General features: G+C 66.5%; 13 protein-coding genes and 1 pseudogene. 7 read left to right on the forward strand and 7 right to left on the reverse strand.

Annotated features, from left to right (window positions below; genetic code table 11):
• Window positions 1–3: 3 nt before the first annotated feature.
• From ACV229_RS02755 to ACV229_RS02765, 3 genes and pseudogenes are all read right to left on the reverse strand, one after another.
• Window positions 4–1659: a multicopper oxidase domain-containing protein gene (locus tag ACV229_RS02755; RefSeq protein ID WP_448081598.1), complete on the reverse strand. Its 1656-nt coding sequence runs from the start codon at window positions 1657–1659 to the stop codon at window positions 4–6.
• Between the two features lie 66 nt (window positions 1660–1725).
• Window positions 1726–3318 carry a multicopper oxidase domain-containing protein gene (locus tag ACV229_RS02760; RefSeq protein ID WP_448081599.1) on the reverse strand — a complete coding sequence of 531 codons (1593 nt, stop codon included), beginning with the start codon at window positions 3316–3318 and terminating at the stop codon, window positions 1726–1728.
• 437 nt (window positions 3319–3755) lie between these two features.
• Window positions 3756–4121: pseudogene (locus ACV229_RS02765) on the reverse strand (reverse transcriptase family protein); the annotation flags it as partial.
• A gap of 725 nt (window positions 4122–4846) precedes the next feature.
• Here ACV229_RS02765 and ACV229_RS02770 point away from each other — a divergent pair.
• The 6 genes from ACV229_RS02770 (at window position 4847) to ACV229_RS02795 (ending at window position 10011) form a co-directional block, all read left to right on the forward strand.
• Window positions 4847–5299 carry a MaoC family dehydratase gene (locus tag ACV229_RS02770; protein WP_448081600.1) on the forward strand — a complete coding sequence of 151 codons (453 nt, stop codon included), beginning with the start codon at window positions 4847–4849 and terminating at the stop codon, window positions 5297–5299.
• Between the two features lie 36 nt (window positions 5300–5335).
• The gene (locus ACV229_RS02775; protein WP_448081601.1) at window positions 5336–6046 is read left to right on the forward strand and encodes a flavin reductase family protein; all 711 of its coding nucleotides are present in this window, start codon (window positions 5336–5338) and stop codon (window positions 6044–6046) included.
• Between the two features lie 40 nt (window positions 6047–6086).
• Window positions 6087–7259, forward strand: coding sequence for an alpha/beta fold hydrolase (locus ACV229_RS02780; RefSeq protein WP_448081602.1), 1173 nt, complete (start codon window positions 6087–6089; stop codon window positions 7257–7259).
• Between the two features lie 24 nt (window positions 7260–7283).
• Window positions 7284–8177, forward strand: a complete 894-nt coding sequence (locus ACV229_RS02785) for an alpha/beta hydrolase (RefSeq protein ID WP_448081603.1) — start codon at window positions 7284–7286, stop codon at window positions 8175–8177.
• 28 nt (window positions 8178–8205) lie between these two features.
• Window positions 8206–8994 (forward strand): enoyl-CoA hydratase/isomerase family protein, encoded by a 789-nt coding sequence (locus tag ACV229_RS02790; RefSeq protein WP_448081604.1) that lies wholly within the window; start codon window positions 8206–8208, stop codon window positions 8992–8994.
• A gap of 90 nt (window positions 8995–9084) precedes the next feature.
• The gene (locus ACV229_RS02795; protein ID WP_448081605.1) at window positions 9085–10011 is read left to right on the forward strand and encodes a LysR family transcriptional regulator; all 927 of its coding nucleotides are present in this window, start codon (window positions 9085–9087) and stop codon (window positions 10009–10011) included.
• Window positions 10012–10017: 6 nt separating this feature from the next.
• Here the strand turns inward: ACV229_RS02795 and ACV229_RS02800 are convergent, their stop codons facing one another.
• Window positions 10018–10746: a gamma-glutamylcyclotransferase gene (locus ACV229_RS02800; RefSeq protein WP_448081606.1), complete on the reverse strand. Its 729-nt coding sequence runs from the start codon at window positions 10744–10746 to the stop codon at window positions 10018–10020.
• 337 nt (window positions 10747–11083) lie between these two features.
• On the opposite strand from ACV229_RS02800, the gene ACV229_RS02805 reads away from it, so the two are divergent.
• The gene (locus ACV229_RS02805) at window positions 11084–12268 is read left to right on the forward strand and encodes a thiolase family protein (protein ID WP_448081607.1); all 1185 of its coding nucleotides are present in this window, start codon (window positions 11084–11086) and stop codon (window positions 12266–12268) included.
• Between the two features lie 81 nt (window positions 12269–12349).
• Here the strand turns inward: ACV229_RS02805 and ACV229_RS02810 are convergent, their stop codons facing one another.
• From ACV229_RS02810 to ACV229_RS02820, 3 genes are all read right to left on the reverse strand, one after another.
• On the reverse strand, window positions 12350–13906 hold the full coding sequence (locus ACV229_RS02810) for a DHA2 family efflux MFS transporter permease subunit (protein WP_448081608.1): 1557 nt from the start codon (window positions 13904–13906) through the stop codon (window positions 12350–12352).
• Window positions 13907–13984: 78 nt separating this feature from the next.
• Window positions 13985–15145 carry an HlyD family efflux transporter periplasmic adaptor subunit gene (locus ACV229_RS02815; protein WP_448081609.1) on the reverse strand — a complete coding sequence of 387 codons (1161 nt, stop codon included), beginning with the start codon at window positions 15143–15145 and terminating at the stop codon, window positions 13985–13987.
• A 76-nt stretch (window positions 15146–15221) separates the two neighbouring features.
• Entirely contained in the window at window positions 15222–16754 is a 1533-nt protein-coding gene (locus ACV229_RS02820; RefSeq protein ID WP_448081610.1) for an efflux transporter outer membrane subunit, read from the reverse strand.
• Between the last annotated feature and the right edge of the window lie 64 nt (window positions 16755–16818).

Consider the following 16818-nt stretch of genomic DNA (forward strand, 5'->3'; position numbering starts at 1 on the left):
CCTCTAATTGGATTCGTCGATCGGAAATACCGGTGGATCGACGAGCATCATCATCATCATTCCGCCCGGGAAGATGTTGTTCGTCGTGATCTCGCGCTCGTTATGCGAGTGCCACATGAACGCGAAGCCTGCTTCCGTTGCAGCCGGGTTCAGGTTCGTGCTCGTCGGTGGCGACGTTCCCGTCGGGGACGTCGCGCGCGTGGTCGCATCCGGTCCGAGATAAGGACTGCCGCCGTACCAGAAGCCGTTCGTCAGCACGTGCGAGTCCGGCAGCGTGACCGGCCCGCCGCTGGCGACCTGGCCGAACGGCGCCTTCTCGAGTGCCTTGCCGTGGTCCTGGCACCACTCGTAGTAGTTCGGCGCGTCGCGCGGGGCCGGCGGAACCGAGGCCGTCGTGTAGTAGCCGTTCGCGTCCGGGACGCAGACGCTGCCGTCGCCCGGGTAGTGTGCGTACACGTCCCAGTTCAGGCCCTTGCCCGTCCAGTAGAAGATCCCGTCCATCGTGAGGCCCGGCGTCGTGGTCGTCGTGAACATCAGCGGGCCGGCCGGCAACTGCGGCTTGCCCGGGTTGTTCGGGTCGACCGGGCTCAGCAGCAGGTTGCCGTCGCGCGCGAGCACGCGCACGTGGTTGCCGTGCTCGTGGAACGGATGCTGCCAGCGGCCCGTGCCGATGATCCGCAGCAGCACCAGTTCGCCCGGATGCATGTGCGGATTGCCGTTGTACGGCTGGTGCGGGTACTGCGGCGCGTAGTTCGGATCCATGTCGTCCGGCATCGAGCGGCCGTTGACCATGAAATACGCCGGGTGATAAGGCTCGGTCTCGACGGTCATGCAGCCGTTCGGTTTCGTGCACGACGTATTGGCCGCGACCTGCTGTTCCGCCTGCTGGTGGATGCGCGGATCCATTTCGGAGAACTGAAATAGATACTCGCGATCGTAGCAGGCCGCGCTGTTGTCGAAGGCCGCCGGCGCATTGCGGAAATCGTGCTGGCCGAAGGGCCTGCCCGCATCCGGGAACGCCATGCAGCCTGCCGTGTTGGCCGACGTGTTCGGCAGCACGATGATCGCGCCGTAGAGCCCCATCTCGACCTGCAGGTCGCCCTGCGTGCCGCTGTAGTAGGTATGCGTGCCCGGCGTCGATGCGACGAACGTGTACGTGACCGTCTGGCCGTTCGGCGCCTCCTGTGCCAGCAGTCCGGGGGTGCCGTTAGTGGCCGACGGCGTGCAGGTTTTGCCATCCGGGCTCAGCGTCCCCGTGCACACGTTGAATCCCGGAAAGAGGATCGACGTGTTGCCGGCCGCCACGGGCAGGTTGTTGGTGAGCGTCACGGTGATGATGTCGCCCTGCCTGACGATCAGCGTCGGGCCGGGAATCTGCATCGTCGGACAGGTCGCGCCGGCGATCGTCGACGGCGAGAACACGAGCGGCGTCGCGATGTTCGCCGCGCAGCCGTAGCCCCACGAATAGACGCTCGAACCATCGGGCTGCGTGATGCGAGCCTCCTGGGCGGTCAGGTTGAAAACCGTGCCGGTGATGCCCGGCGCTGCCGCTTGCGCATGCAGCGACAGCAGCGCAGCAAGCGTCGCAACGACGCCGCGTGCGAGCTGTCGAAGGTGCGCGAGCGTCGCGGTCCACGCGAGGTGAGTGATGTGTCCCACGGCTTTTCTCCTCAGTGCAGGACTTCCCGGTCGGGCCCGCCCGATGACGCGGGCGGGCCTTGATCATCAAGGATTGCAAAGCTTCTTGTTCGGATCCACCGAACCGCAGATGTGGACCTCGGTCATCAATCCGCCGAAATTCTCCTGATCGTTCGACAGATGATCGAGATTCGGCGTGTACAGATAGAAAATCTGACCCGCGTGGTATTTCGTCGTGTCGCTTGCGTCGAGAATCAGATCGAGCGACTCGCCACCGCCGAGCGTGATCGAGTTCGTGTCATAGGCCATGTTGTTGCCGGCCATGTCGCGCAGCATGCGGGCATTGATCGCGATCACATGCATCGGGATGCCGAGCGACGCCAGCGTCTGGTATTCGGTGACGTCGAGATCCGAGATCCGCAACAGCGCCCTGCCACCGACGGGGATGTTGATCATCGTCGGCAGCGGCTGCGAAGGATGCATCGCGGCATCCGACGACGGCGTCTGCATCGCTCCCTCGGTTACGGTGTCCGGATAGCTGCGCCCGTTCAGCAGGAAGAACTTGTCCTTCATGTCGGTGAACGGCTCCGGATTGAATGTCATGCCGACGAAGTGGAAGTTCGGATCGAAACCGTGTATCTGGACCGGATACTCGACGTCGTACGCCGTTGAGCCGTCGCCGTCGTTGTACGCGTAAAGCGGCAGCTGCGGTGTCGCAGCCCCCGGGGCCACGGTGATGTTGGCGTTGGGTATCCGCGTGAGCCCGGTGTCCTGCGGAGGCAGCGGCGTCGAGCACAGAATGTCGTTTCCGCAGCGGGTCCGCAGGTCAGCCTGCTGGGTGACCAGCGACGCGTATAGCGACTGGCCCTGGGGCACGCGGTCCTGGCGCGGCCGCACGTAGATCTGGCCGACCATGCCCATCTGCAGGTGCTCCGGCGGCGTGATGTGGCAGTGCCAGAAATAGGTGCCCGCATCCGGCGCGAGATAGTAGTAAGTGAAGCTCGCGCCGATGTTGATCGCGACCGACGCGTCCGGCACGCCGTCGTAGAACGACGACGCGTTCGGATAGCCGTGGAAGTGCACGGTGTGCTTCTCGAACAGGTCGGGGCGCATGATCATCCCGACGTTCGTGAGCGTGAGGAAGAACTCGTCGTCTTCGTCGATCGCCATCAGCGGCGCCGGTTCGTTGCCGTTCATCACGCCGATATCCATGATCGGGCGCGGATCGACGTGACCGGTCAGCGCGCCGCCGGCGTCAGGATCGGGGGCGAGGCCCACCGCGCCGTTGTAGTTCGAATCCGTTCTGGGGTCGCCGACGGTATTGAACACCGACGCGAACTGCGTGCCGGGCAGGCCGGCCTTGATGTCGGCGAGTCCGGACAGCGGACCGAACGCGAACAGATACGTCTGTATGCCATTGGCCATCGTCGCGTAACCGTCGCCGCCCGAGATCTGCTGGCACTTGATCGCGCCGTTCACGGTGCCGGTCGGCGTGGAAGTCTGTCCGGTGTAGGTCGGCTGGGTGTACGCGGGCTCGCCGGCGCCGAGCGGCAGCGCCGTCGGATGGGCGGGCGTGGTGAACGGGCATTGGACGCGAAACGATTGTGCGAACGACGGAGCGGCGAACACCAGGAACAGCAGTGCCGCCACACTGCTGCAACACGTGCGGGTACTGAACATATGACCTCCATCCTTGGGGTCAACCAGCGATACGCGCTGGACGCCATGCTTTGCTGCGAACGCGGGCTGGCGACACCTTCACACTGACCCGTATCTGGATTCTGCAGATGCGCGCGAAAGCCCGGGATGGGTCACCCTCCTACTTTTGCGTAGGGGGAGGCCCAGCGAGGTGGGGGGCGTTTTGCTCCGCATGACACGCCGCAGCGAGGCGGGTTGACGGGCCGGGGTGTCGCGAGCGGTCGACGGCGAGCGGGTCTTTCGTCGCGTCGGATCTGGTCGCGGGAAGTTGGTGCGGGTTGGGAAGGAAGGCGGCGCGTCGGGCGCGCTCGGGGGCCGACGGGAGGCCGCAGATGCGGGAGAGCAACTTCGAAAGCAGATTGTCAGAAAGGCGTGTTGCCGCTCCAGGTCGGGTTACACCTCATACGTTGCGCGACGATTCAGCTGCCGACGTTGTCCGTATCCCAGTCGATCCTGTCGAAGATCGCCTGCAGCTTCGCCCCGCGGGCCCAATTCAGCGTCGTCGCATGTGCGACCCGGCCCGCGAGATAGCCGCGAAAATCCGGATGCGCGTGACGGTTCTGCGATGCGGGGCCATGCCGGACGCAGTTGGTGAGCATCGCCTTCAGCGTGTCGAATCCGTCGCGGACGAGATTCGGGTGCCGGTTGACGACGACACCCGCGAGCCGCTGCCGCACGCCTCGATGCATCACGCGCGTCTTGCGCCATTGCAGCGCGAAACCTTCGTCGAGCGCGATCGCGCCGACCCTGACCGGCAGCCGCTCGACCGCGCTTGCCAGCGCGGCGGCGGTGTCAATCGCGGCCGGCTGCGAACGGGCGCAAGCGCGTTGCGTTCCGGTGTCGCTCCAGTGGCGGCGACGCCCTTCCCTGCATACGGTGCTTGATCCGTCACGGTCGGATCCAGCATGCGTGGCCCACGCTTTTCGTCGACGCAGGGCGAAGTGTCACGGACCGTGTCGGCGCAGACGCGTTTTTCGATGCGCGAGTTTCGGGTACAAATGATGCCGTTATGATAAGAAAACTTATCCTAAGTGAGCAATTGAAGCGCAATCTCGGTCATCCTGAAATTGCACTAGTCATGCTGCGGAAACGCTGCTTTGAGGCGTGGCGACTGCGGCTCACATGCATCAGGCACCACCATTCGCGCCGTCGACACGCAGCGAATGTCTCGCTCGCCTTTCTCCAGACAAGTCTTCGCCGCGGACAAACCGGATCAACGCGGTTTTTCACCCGGAACAACAATCCGGACCGCATGCCGACACGCGGCGTGCTCATGCGAACGACAACCCGCAATCTCGGCGTGGGCCGCGCCGGGCGGCCATCCGGGCATCGGCGCCGGTCGTCGCCGCATGCGTGCCGGCGCGCCGATTATTGATCAATCTGAAATGCCGCATTCGGCGTCCCCCTCTTCCTCCGCTCCGGAACCTTTCCTACAGTTGCCACAAGCCCGGAACGACAACGCACCAACGTCACCGCCCGGATCGCCTTTCCATCTGAAACGGAAACGCTCATGAACCCGCAGCCCCTCTATTTCGACGATCTCGCGGTCGGCGACACCTTCACTACCGGCGCGCACGAAGTGAGCGCGTCGGACATCAAGCGGTTCGCGGCGGAGTTCGATCCGCAGCCGTTCCACCTCGACGAAGATGCCGCGCGCGACACGTCGTTCCGCGGGCTCGCCGCGAGCGGCTGGCATACCGCAGCCATCACGATGCGGCTGCTGGTCGCCGGCGGGCCGAAGCTGGCCAATGGCCTGCTCGGCGCCGGCGTAGAGGTCGACTGGACGCTGCCGACGCGCGCCGGCGACGTGCTGCGCGTCGAAGGCGAAGTGGCGGAGCTGACCCCTTCCCGTTCGCGACCCAACTACGGGAAGCTCGTGCTGCGCACCCGAACGATCAACCAGCATGGCGACGTCGTGCAGAACATGACCGCCAGGCTGATCGTCGCGCGCCGCACCGCTTGACGCGCATCGCCCGATGCCTTTTGAAGGACATTCACCATGATCGTCGATCCCACCACCCAGGACGCCGCCGCGAACTACAAGCTGCTGATCGGCTCGATCCTGCCGCGCGCCATCGCATGGGTCAGCACGCTGTCCAAGGACGGTGTCGCGAACCTTGCGCCGATCTCGTTCTTCACCGCGGTCGGACGCAAGCCGCCGATGGTGTCGATCTCGATGCAGCCGCGTTCCGACGGCGTCACGCTGAAGGACACCTTTGTCAACATCCGCGATACCGGTGAATTCGTCGTCAATATCGTGAACCTCGAACTCGCGGACGCGATGCATCGCAGCGCATTCGAATTCCCGTCCGACGTCGATGAGTTCGACGCGGTCGGTCTCGAGAAGGCCGAGTCGGCGATGGTCCGTCCGCCGCGCGTGAAGGCGGCGCCGATCGCGTTCGAATGCAGGCTTGAACGGATCATTCCGATCGGCGACCAGCACGACCACGTGATTTTCGGTGAAGTGCTGCGCTTCCAGATTCGCGACGACCTGTACCTCGACCGCGGTCGCATCGACACCGCTGCGCTGCAGGCGGTCGGCCGCCTCGCTGCCGAATACACGGTCGTGCAGAACGCGTTCACGACGCCGCTCGACCCGCAGGTGCTCACCCGGTTGCAAAGCAAACGGATCGGCCGGCTCGACGGATTCGAGGACGGCTATTCGCCGATCGACGCAAAAAACTGGTCTGCATCCGGCGCGACGCGCTGATGCGCGATCGGCCCGCCGAACGATTCGACAGGAGACAACCATGGATCTGCTTCAACCACCCCGCCCCACGCTCGTGTTCATCCACGGATTTCTCGACGGCGCCGCCGCATGGGACGACGTCGTCCGGCAACTCGGCGACCGCGCGGCCGATGCGCTGCGCGTCGATCTTCCGGGGATGGGCGCCCGCGCCGGCGAACCCGGCCCGTACAGCCTCGACCGCTATGCGGCGGACGTGACGACGCAGGTGCGCGCGCTGTCGCGACCGGTCGTGCTGGTCGGGCACAGCATGGGCGCACAGGTCGCCGAGCTCGTCGCGGAACAGCTTGGCGAGCAGGTCGACGGCCTCGCGCTGCTGACGCCGGTGCCGCTGCGCGGCGCCGGCATGCCCGACGACGCGATGCGTGCGTTCCACGCGATCGGCGGCGATCCGGCCGCCCAGCGCGCATTGCGCCGCAGCCAGTCGGTGAACCTCGACGACGCGCGGCTCGAACGCCTCGGCCAGCTCGGCGATCGCGTCGCCCCGGCGTCGGTCGGCAAGATCGCCGAACTGTGGAACAGCGGCCATCCGTCCGGCGCCAGCCCCGCGCGATACCGCGGCCCCGTGCTGATCGTCTACTGCGATGGCGACGCGTTCGTCAACGCGGAACTGATCGCGTCGAGCGTCGCGCCGCGCTTCGAAGCGCCGACCGTCGTGTCGATCGCGCACGCGGGCCACTGGCCGCACGTCGAGCAGCCGGCCGCGGTCGCGCGGCTCGTCGGATCGTTCGTGTCGAACCTCGATTCGGCCGCCGATGCGCCGCACGCACCCGTCGCCCCGCAAGGATGGACCCGCGCGTTCGAGCAGAAGTCCGCGGAGTCGTTCGCGGATGCGTTCGCGCCGGACGTCGTGCTCGAAGCGAGCGTGCTCGCGAAACCGGTCGCCGGCATCGAGCAGGTCAAGATCGTGATGTCCACCGCGAGCAAGATCTACGAGGCGCTCGCGTTCACGCACGAAGCGCGCGAGGGCTTGCGCAACTACCTCGAATGGGAAGTGCAGGCGTTCGGCGGCGAGCAGATGCGCGGGATCACGGTATTGACGAAGAATGCCGAGGGCAGGATCGTTCACATCGCGATTCATCACCGCCCGCTCGGCGGTGCGCTGAAATTCTCGGCCGAACTCGCTCGTCGCCTGCATGGGCAGGTCGACACGAGCTTTTTCTATCGCGGCGCGTGATTCGCGCCCATCCAGGAGATCGAAATGGTAAAACGTACCGACGTGGAATTCGAAGTCGATGGCGGCGTGAAGCTGCGCGGCTGGCTCTTCGTTCCGCCCGGCGAAGGACGTCGCCCCGCGATCACGATGACGCACGGCTACGCCGGCGTGAAGGAACACGCGCTCGAGCCGTTCGCGCGCGCGTTCGCCGAAGCCGGCTTCGTCGTGCTGCTGCATGACCATCGCGGCTTCGGCGCCAGCGAAGGCGCGCCGCGTCACGACATCGATCCGTGGCGGCAGGTCGCGGACTGGCGTCGCGCGATCAGCTTCCTCGAAAGCCTCGATGTCGTCGATCCGGCGCGCATCGGCCTCTGGGGCACGAGCTACGCGGGCGGCCATGCGATCGTGCTGGGCGCGACCGACCGGCGGCTGCGCTGCGTCGTCGCGCAGGTGCCGACGATCAGCGGCTTCGAGCAGGGGCTGCGCCGCATTCCGCCCGAACAGGTCGCGACGATCGAGGAAGCCTTCGCGGACGACGACCGTGCGCAGCTGCGCGGCGAGCCGCCCCGGCGCCAGGCGATCGTCAGCGCCGATCCCGCGGTCCCCGCGTCGTATCGCGCGAAGGACGCGATCGATTTCTATCAGCAGCCGCTGCCCGACGGTGCGTGGGAAAACAACGTGACGGTCCGCTCGACGCGCGCTGCACGCATGTACGAGCCGGGCCACTGGATCGCGCGCGTGTCGCCGACGCCGCTGCTGATGGTGGTCGCGACGCGCGACACGATCACGCTGACCGACCTGGAGCTCGCGGCCTACGAGCGCGCGCTGCAGCCGAAGCAGCTCGTGACGATCGAAGGCGGCCATTTCGATCCGTACCTGTCGCAATTCCGCCGCGCCAGCGAAGCCGCGACCGCGTGGTTCCGGCAGCACCTCGGCTGATGGCCGCTTTCACGACCAAGGAATCCCCATGTCTCACCTGACTGTGAACTTCGACGACGGCCTCGCGACGATCGTCATCGATCGACCGCCGCAGAATCGCATCGACGACCGGATGGTCGACGAACTCGCCGCGGCCGTTACCGCCATCGAGCGCAGCGACGCGCGCGCGGTGCTCGTGCGCAGCGAAGGAGAACACTTCTCGTTCGGCGGCGACATCATGACCTGGCCCGATGCGAGCGTGCGCGAATTGCGCGCCCGCTTCGGCCATTACATGTCGGTCTTCAACCGCTTCGAGCAGTTGCCGCTGCCGGTCGTCGCCGCGGTCCAGGGCCTGTGCTTCGGCGGCGGCTTCGAACTGGCGCTGCGTGCGGACGTGATCTTTGCGGCCGAATCGGCGACGTTCGGCCATCCCGAACAGACGCTCGGGATCGTCACCATCCTCGGCGGCATCTACCGCGTCGCGGAGCGCGCGGGCCGCGCACGCGCGTCCGAGTGGGCAATGACGTCGGAAAAGGTGCCGGCCGCGACGATGGAGCGCTTCGGCATCGTGAATCGCGTCGTCGCCGATGCGGACCTGCTGACCGAAGCATCCGCGTTCGCGCGCAAGGTCGCGTCCGGGCCCACTCGCGCGTATGCTGCGCACAAGGCGCTGTTGCGCGCATCGGCAGTCGGCGGCATCGCGGCTGCGGACGACGCGATGTTCGACATCGCGATGCCGCTGTTCGAGTCCGACGACGCGCGGCGCGGGATCCGCTCGGCCGTCGATGCGCTGAACGAGGGCCGCCCGCGCCCGGTGATGGATTTCACTGGAAACTAGGGTTCGTTATTAGTGTGAACAGGCCCTGGCAGCGGTCGTCGCGATTGCGGTCTAATAGCGTGTCCCCTGTCGGGAATGGAGGCGCGCATCATGGACCGCATCGCTGCGATGAATGCATTCGTCCGCGTGGTGGAAGCCGGGACGTTCACGAAAGCGGCCGACACCCTCGACATGCCGAACGCAACGGTGACGCGGCTCATCCAGAAGCTGGAGGAAGACCTGAAGGTCCGCCTGCTGCATCGCACCACGCGCTCGCTGACGGTCACGCCGGAGGGCGCGATCTACTACGAGCGGGTCGTGCGCCTGCTCGCCGACCTCGCGGACATCGAATCGTCGACTGTGCACGCCCGCGCGAAACCGTCCGGCAAGATTCGCGTCGATACGGCGGCCGCCATCGGCACGCTCGTGCTCGTGCCGGCGCTCGCGGATTTCTATGCCGCCTATCCCGACGTCGGGATCGAACTCGACATCGGGAACAAGCGCACCGACCTGGTCGCCGACGGCATCGACTGCGCGATACGGGCCGGCGACGTCGACGAGCAGTTCCTCGTCGCGCGGCAGATCGGCAGTTTCGGCTTCACGACGTGCGCGGCGCCCGCGTTTCTCGAGCGGCACGACAGGCCTGCGTCGCCGGACCGGCTGCGCGATCTGCCGACCATCGGCATGAGCGCGTCGCGCGGCAGCCGCGCGCTGCCGTTCCAGTTCTCGCGCGACGGCACGGGCGGCACTGGCAGCACGAAGAGCGAGCTGGCGCTGAATCACAAGCTCGTCGTCAACGATACGAACGCGTACCTGGCCGCGGGCCTCGCGGGTCTCGGGATCATCCAGGCGCCGACCTACGCGGTGCGCGACGCGATCGCGGCCGGCGCGCTCGTGCCGCTGCTCGAGGACTGGCGGCCGCCGGCCAACCCGATCAACGTCATCTATCCGCCAAACCGTTATCTCAGCGCGAAAGTGCGCGTGTTCATCGACTGGGTCGTCGCGCTGTTCGAGCGCGACGAACACCTGAAGCGCTAGCGGCCTTCAGGCCGCCCCACCCTGCCTGTCCGCCTCGTCCGCGGCGCGTATCGCGCGCCGCAGGCGCTCGATGCCGACATCGTGCAGGCCGAGGCGCTCGAGCGTCGCGACGGTCGCGTCGAAATACGCGCGCGACGTGCCCAGCGGCCCGCACCCCGTGCGGATCAGCTGCGCGACGCGCTCGGGCGGCCAGCCGGCGAGGTAGCGGTCGTGCGTGCGGTTGACGACGAACGTCAACGCCCGGATCTTCTCGCCGCCGGCCGTCGCCGCGATCCATCGCGGGTCGTACGAGCCGGCCAGCATCTCGCGCCGCCACAGCAGCCGCAATTCGGCTTCGGCCTTCGCCGCGTCGATACGGTACAGCACGCCGTTGCACGCGCCGCCGCGGTCGAGCGCGAGCATCGCGCCGGGCTGCTCCGGCGTGCCGCGCCCGAGGACGAGCCGCAGGCAGAAGCGCCGGTGCCAGCCGTCGACGCGCGCCACGCGCCTGTCGGCCGCGTCGAGTGCCGGGTTCCACATCAGCGATCCATAGCCGAACACGTGCAGATCGCGGTCGCGATCATGATGGTCGAGCGTCGCGCGCAGCGTCCGCTCCAGTTCCGCGTCGCTGCGTACCGTCACGCCGACCGGCGGATTCGCACGCAGCGCGTGAAGCAGCGTGCCCTTCGCAAGCTGTTCGCGTGTCACTGCGTAAGTCGGCGCGGGGTCGTCAGCGCGGATCGGATCGTCGGACATGGGAAAAAGGCGGACGCACGTTGATGTGGCACGACGACTGTAAGCCACGATGCCGGTTCGCGGAAGCCGGCCGCGCGCAACGCTCCGTTGTCGCAACTGAAATGCTCCCGGCGCTCGGGCACGAATTCCCGATGATGGAGACGGGCCGGGATCGCTCCCCGCTTCTGCGGCGCTGCCGCGCAATTCCACGTTGACAATATGCATATGCATAGATAATTTTCCATCACATGAAGCCCCGTGATCCGGGAATCGAATGCAACGGCGACACGCATTGCGCAGCGTGCACCGTCCGTCTTTGTCTGTCCGCGCAAATGTCTACGCGATCGAGGAATGCATCATGAGTACACGTGAAGTCGTCATCTGCCACCCCGTCCGGACGCCGATCGGCACGTTCAACGGATCCCTGAAGGACACGCCCGCGACCGAGCTCGGTTCGATCGCCGTGCGCGAGACGCTGCGGCGCAGCGGGCTCGACGGCACGACGGTCGATACGGTCGTGATGGGCAACGTCATCCAGGCCGGCAACAAGATGAACCCCGCACGACAGGCGTCGATCGGCGCCGGCGTCCCGGTCCAGGTGCCCGCGCTGACGGTCAACCGCGTCTGCGGATCCGGCGCGCAGGCGATCGTCAATGCCGCGCAGGAGATCCTGCTCGGCTACGCGAACGCGGCGGTCGCCGGCGGCATGGAAAGCATGGAACGTGCGCCGTACCTGCTCGGCGGCGCACGCTGGGGCTACCGGATGGGCGATGCGCAGATCGTCGACAGCCTGCTGCGCGATGGTCTCGTCGATGCGTTTTCCGACCAGCATTCGGGCTGGCACACCGAGGATCTCGCCAGCCAGCTCGACATTTCGCGCGAGCGCCAGGACCGCTGGGCGCTGCGCTCGCAACAGCACTTCTCCGCCGCGCTCGCGGAAGGCAAGTTCGACGCCGAGCTCGTGCCGGTCGAGGTCCTGCAGCGCAAGGCGCGCGTCGCGTTTGCGCGCGACGAGACGCCCCGCCCCGATACGACGCTCGACGCGCTCGCGAAACTGAAGCCCGCCTTTCGCCCCGATGGCACGATCACGGCCGGCAATGCGCCGGGCCTGAACAGCGGCGCATCGGCGATGCTGGTCGCCGATCGCGCGTTCGCCGACGCGCACGGCATCGCGCCGAGCGCCCGGCTGGTGGCGTTCGGCGTCGCCGCGGTCGAACCGGGCATGTTCGGGCTCGGTCCCGTCCCGGCGGTGAAGATCGCGCTCGATCGTGCCGGCTGGGCATTGGCAGACGTCGAGCGTTTCGAGATCAACGAAGCGTTTGCGGTCGTGCCGATCGCGGTCGCCGGTCAGCTCGGCATCGACGAGGCGATCGTCAACGTCGAAGGCGGTGCGATCGCGCACGGCCATCCGATCGGCGCGACGGGCGCGGTGCTGACGACTCGCCTGATTCATTCGATGCAGCGCGACGGCATCAAGCGCGGCGTCGTGACGCTGTGCATCGGCGGCGGCCAGGGGATTGCGCTCGCGATCGAGACGCTCTGAACCGAACCCGAAACCTTCGCTTCGCCGAAACGAAAAGGCCGCGGATCGTGAGATCCGCGGCCTTGTTTCATCATCAGGTTTTCAATGCGCGGCCGCTGCCGCGTCGCTCGCGCCGCCGGCCTTGCCCGGCTTGGTGATCCAGATGAGCGGGATGATGATGATCATCACGATCGCCGCGCCGTAGAACACGTCGTTCAGCCCCAGCATCGCGGCCTGCGTCTGCACGACATGGTCGAACAGCGCATACGACGACCCCTGGCCGAGGCCCAGCACCGAATGGTAGGCATCCATCTGCGCATTGAACATCGGGTTGGTCGGGCTCGACTGCTGGGTCAGGATTTCATGGTGCATGATCGTCCGGTTGTTCCACACGACACCCGCGAGCGACGTGCCGATGCCGCCGAAGAACATGCGCCCGAAGGTGGACAGGCCTGCAGCGGCCGGCACCTTTTCGGGCGGCTGCCCGGACAGGATGATCACGGTCAGCGGCGCGAAGAACAATGCCATCGGAATGCCCTGCAGCAACGTGGGCAGGATGATGTATCCCTCGCTGATGTCCGTGTAGAAGAACGAGCGCATGTAATAGACGATCGCGAAGCCGATGAACGCGAACGTGCCGATGATGCGCGCGTCCGAGCGCGGCAGGATCTTGCCCATGATCGGGGCGCCGATCACCGCGAAGATGCCGAGCGGCGCCGTCGCGAGCCCGGAATCGACCGCCCGGTAGCCGAGGTACTCCTGCATCCACTGCGGCAGCAGCACGAGCGTGCCGAAGAAGATCCCGTACGCGATCGCAATCGAAATCGTGCCCCCGAGGAAGTTGCGCTCCTTGAAGAGCGTCAGGTCGACGATCGGATTCTTGTCGGTCAGCTCCCAGATCACGAACAGCACGAGCCCCACGACCGCGACGATGGTCAGGATGATGATCGTGTTCGACGAGAACCAGTCGAGATCCTTGCCCTTGTCGAGCATCACCTGGAGCGAGGCCACCCAGACGATCAGCAGGGTCAGCCCGACGAAATCGATCGGCAGTTTCCGGGTCGGCGTGTCGCGCTTGCGATAGAGGATCCAGACCATCGCCGCGGCGAACAGCCCCACCGGGATGTTGATATAGAAGATCCACGACCACGCATAGCTGTCCGTCACCCAGCCGCCCAGCGACGGCCCGACGATGGGCCCGGTGACCACGATCATCGAGAACAGGGACAACGCCAGCGACGATTTCGCCTTCGGCCACGAACTGAGCAGCAGCGCCTGCGACATCGGGATCAGCGGTCCGGCCACGGCGCCTTGCAGCACGCGTGCGAACAGCAGGACCGGCAGCGACGGCGCGACGCCGCACAGCCACGATGCCAGCACGAACAGCAGGATCGAACCGACGAACAGGCGCACCTGGCCCAGTCGCTGGGTCAGCCAGCCGGTCAGCGGAATCGCGACCGAGTTGGCCGCGGCAAAGACGGTGATGACCCAGGTGCCCTCGTCGACCGATACGCCGAGGTTTCCCGAGATGGTCGGAATCGCGACGTTGGCGATCGATGAATCGAGCACGGTCATGAAACCCGCGAGGCCCACGCTCAACGAGCCCAGCGCGAGTGTCGCGCCCGTCAGCGGGGGAGGATTCGGATGGTTGGCGGTCATGGTGATAATCCGGTTACGGTAGGTCTGGCGAGATGGGCGCGCGCAGCGTCGCGCGCCTGCTCGCCGGGCGATGGGAGGTCATTCGTTTTCGGCGATGATGTGGGCGATCGCGGCGTCGGCCTTGTCGCCGTAACTCGCGAATACGTCGGTCTTGTAGGTCGACGGCGGATCGGTGTCGACGCGGGCGCCGGCGCGATCCTTCACGTCGACATCCACGTTCATCGACAGCCCCACGCGCAACGGATGCTTCTCGAGCTCCGCGGGCGGAATCTCGATCCGCACCGGCAAGCGCTGCACCACCTTGATCCAGTTGCCCGTCGCGTTCTGTGCCGGCAGCAGCGCCAGTGCCGATCCGGTGCCCGGCGTGAAGCCCGCGATCCTGCCGTGGTAGACGACCGACGAGCCGTACACGTCGGCGACCAGGTCGACGGGCTGGCCGATCCGGATCTGGCGAAGCTGCCACTCCTTGAAGTTCGCATCGACCCAGACCTGGTTCAGCGGGACGACCGACATCAGCGCCGCGCCCGGCGAAACGCGCTGCCCGACCTGAACCGAGCGCTGCGCGATGTATCCGGTGACCGGCGCCGGCAGGGTCGTACGCGAATACGCGAGGTACGCGTCGCGAACGTGCGCGGCGCTCGCCAGCACGTCCGGATGCTTGTCGACGGACGTATTGGACGTCAGCGCCCGATTGGCGCCGAGTTGCTGCTTCGCGGCATCCAGCGCAGCCTGTGCCGATCGCACGGCGTCCCGCGCGTGCGAGATCTCCTCGTCCGACACGGCGCCCGTCATGCCGGTGGACAGGCGCCGCCGCAGGTCGTCCTGCGCCTTCGCAAGATCGGACTGCCGCTGCGCGATATCGGCCCGATACTTGTCGTCGTCGACATACAGCCCATGGACCCGGCGGACCGTCTGGCCAAGATTCGCCTCGGCCTGCTGCAGCGCGATCTTCGCGTCGGCGGGATCGATCTGCACGAGCGGCTCGCCCGCCTTGACGATCTGCGTATTGTCCGCATTGACCCCGATCACCGTGCCCGATATCTGCGGCGTGATCTGAACGACGTTGCCGTTCACGTACGCGTCGTCCGTCTCCACGTGGTAACGGGCGTCGAGGAAGTAGTAGGCGCCGTATGCGGCGCTCGCGATCGCAAGCGAACCGGCGAGCAGCGCAATCAGCGTCTTGCGTTTTCCGGGCTTCTGCGTCGGCTCGTCGGCCGGCGCGGTCTGGGGGGTAGTCATCGATAGCTCCAACAAGGTAAGAACAAGGTTTGAATGGCGCCGTCCGGCATTCGCGCCGGGCGGCCGATCGGATCGTTCAGGAACGCGGGGCGCCGTCGGACGGCGCGGCAACTGGCGCAGGAATCGGCGTCTCGGCAGTCGCCGCGAGGCCGGCGCGAGACGCATCGAATCCGCCGCCGAGCGCCTTGATCAGCCCGATCTGCAGGTTGCGGCGTCCCATCTCGAGATTGACGACGGCCGTCTCGGCCGCGAGCCGGTTGTCGTCCGCGTTCAGCACCTGCAGTTGCTGGTTCAGTCCTGCCTGGTAGCGGACGACGGCCAGCTGGTAGGCGCTCGTCTGCGCATCCAGTGCCTGCCGCGCATCGACGAGCTGGCGATCGGTCGAGCGGATCTGCGTGACCTGCGTGGCGACGTCGGACAGCGCGCCGATCAGCGTCTGGTTGTACGTGGCGACGTCGTAATCGAAGTCTGCGTAGCGGCCCTTCAGCTGCGCGCGCAGTGCGCCGGCGTCGAAGATCGGAAGATGGATCGCCGGCGCCGCGGAAAGCTGCCGGCTGCCGGCCGTCAGGAGCCGCCCCCAGCCGAACGCGTCCAGCCCGGCCGCGAGCGACAGATTGACGTCCGGATAGAACTCGGCCTTCGCTTCCTTCACGTCGTGCATGGCCGCGTCCACCTGCCAGTACGCGGCGACGATGTCCGGCCGACGCGACAGCAGGTCGGCGGGCAGGTTGTCGGGAAGCACGACGCTGTCGCCGTCCCGCAGCGACGGATTGGCGATCTGCAGGCCACGGTCCGGCCCCGCGCCGAGCAGTGCGCCCAACTGGTAGCGCACCGTCTTGATCTGTCCGTCGAGATCGCTGACGCTCGAGCGGCTCGTCGCGGTTTCGCCGTAGGCGGTCTGCCGTTCGACATTGCTGTCCAGCCCCGCGTGAACCCGGCCGTCCGTGATGTGTGCGATGTTCTCGCGATTGCTGACTTCCCGGACCTGGATATCGCGCAGCGCATAGAGTTGCGCCAGGTGGTTGTACGTGCTCGCCACCGATGCGGCGAGCGAAATGCGCACCTCCTCGGCTTCCGCGTCGGCCACCTTCTCGTCGGAGATCGCCTGACGCAGCCGTTCGCGGTTCTTGCCCCACAGGTCCAGGTCCCACGACACGCTCGCGAGCAGGCTGTTCTCGCTCTGCCACGTGCCGCCGTACGGCGGCGGCACGATGCCGTTGGCGGTGTAGCGCTGGCGCGTCCACGTATAGCTGCCGTTCGCATTCGGATAAAGCGCGGAATTGGCGGTGCCGACATACGACGATGCCTTCTCGATCCGGGCGCGCGCCTGGTCGATCGTCGGATTGCCGCGCAATGCCTCGTCGATCAGCGCGGACAGTTGCGGATCGCCGAACTGCGTGGCCCAGTTCATCGCCGGCCACTGTCCGCCTTCGGCGGGCAAGCTCTGCGTCGTCTCGAACTTTGCCGGGGCTGCGATCTGCTTGTCGCTCTTGATGCCGGCGTAGTTCACGCATCCGGCCAGGCTCAACGCCAGCACCGCCGCGGCTATCAGTCCCCTCCGTGCACGCGGTTGCGGTTGGCGGAGCGGGTGGATCGTCATCGTTTCCATGTCCTTTAATCCATTGGGTTATCAAGGGTTCGCACGATCAGTCAGTGCATATGCACACGTTAGC

This window comes from Burkholderia sp. MR1-5-21, assembly GCF_053427715.1.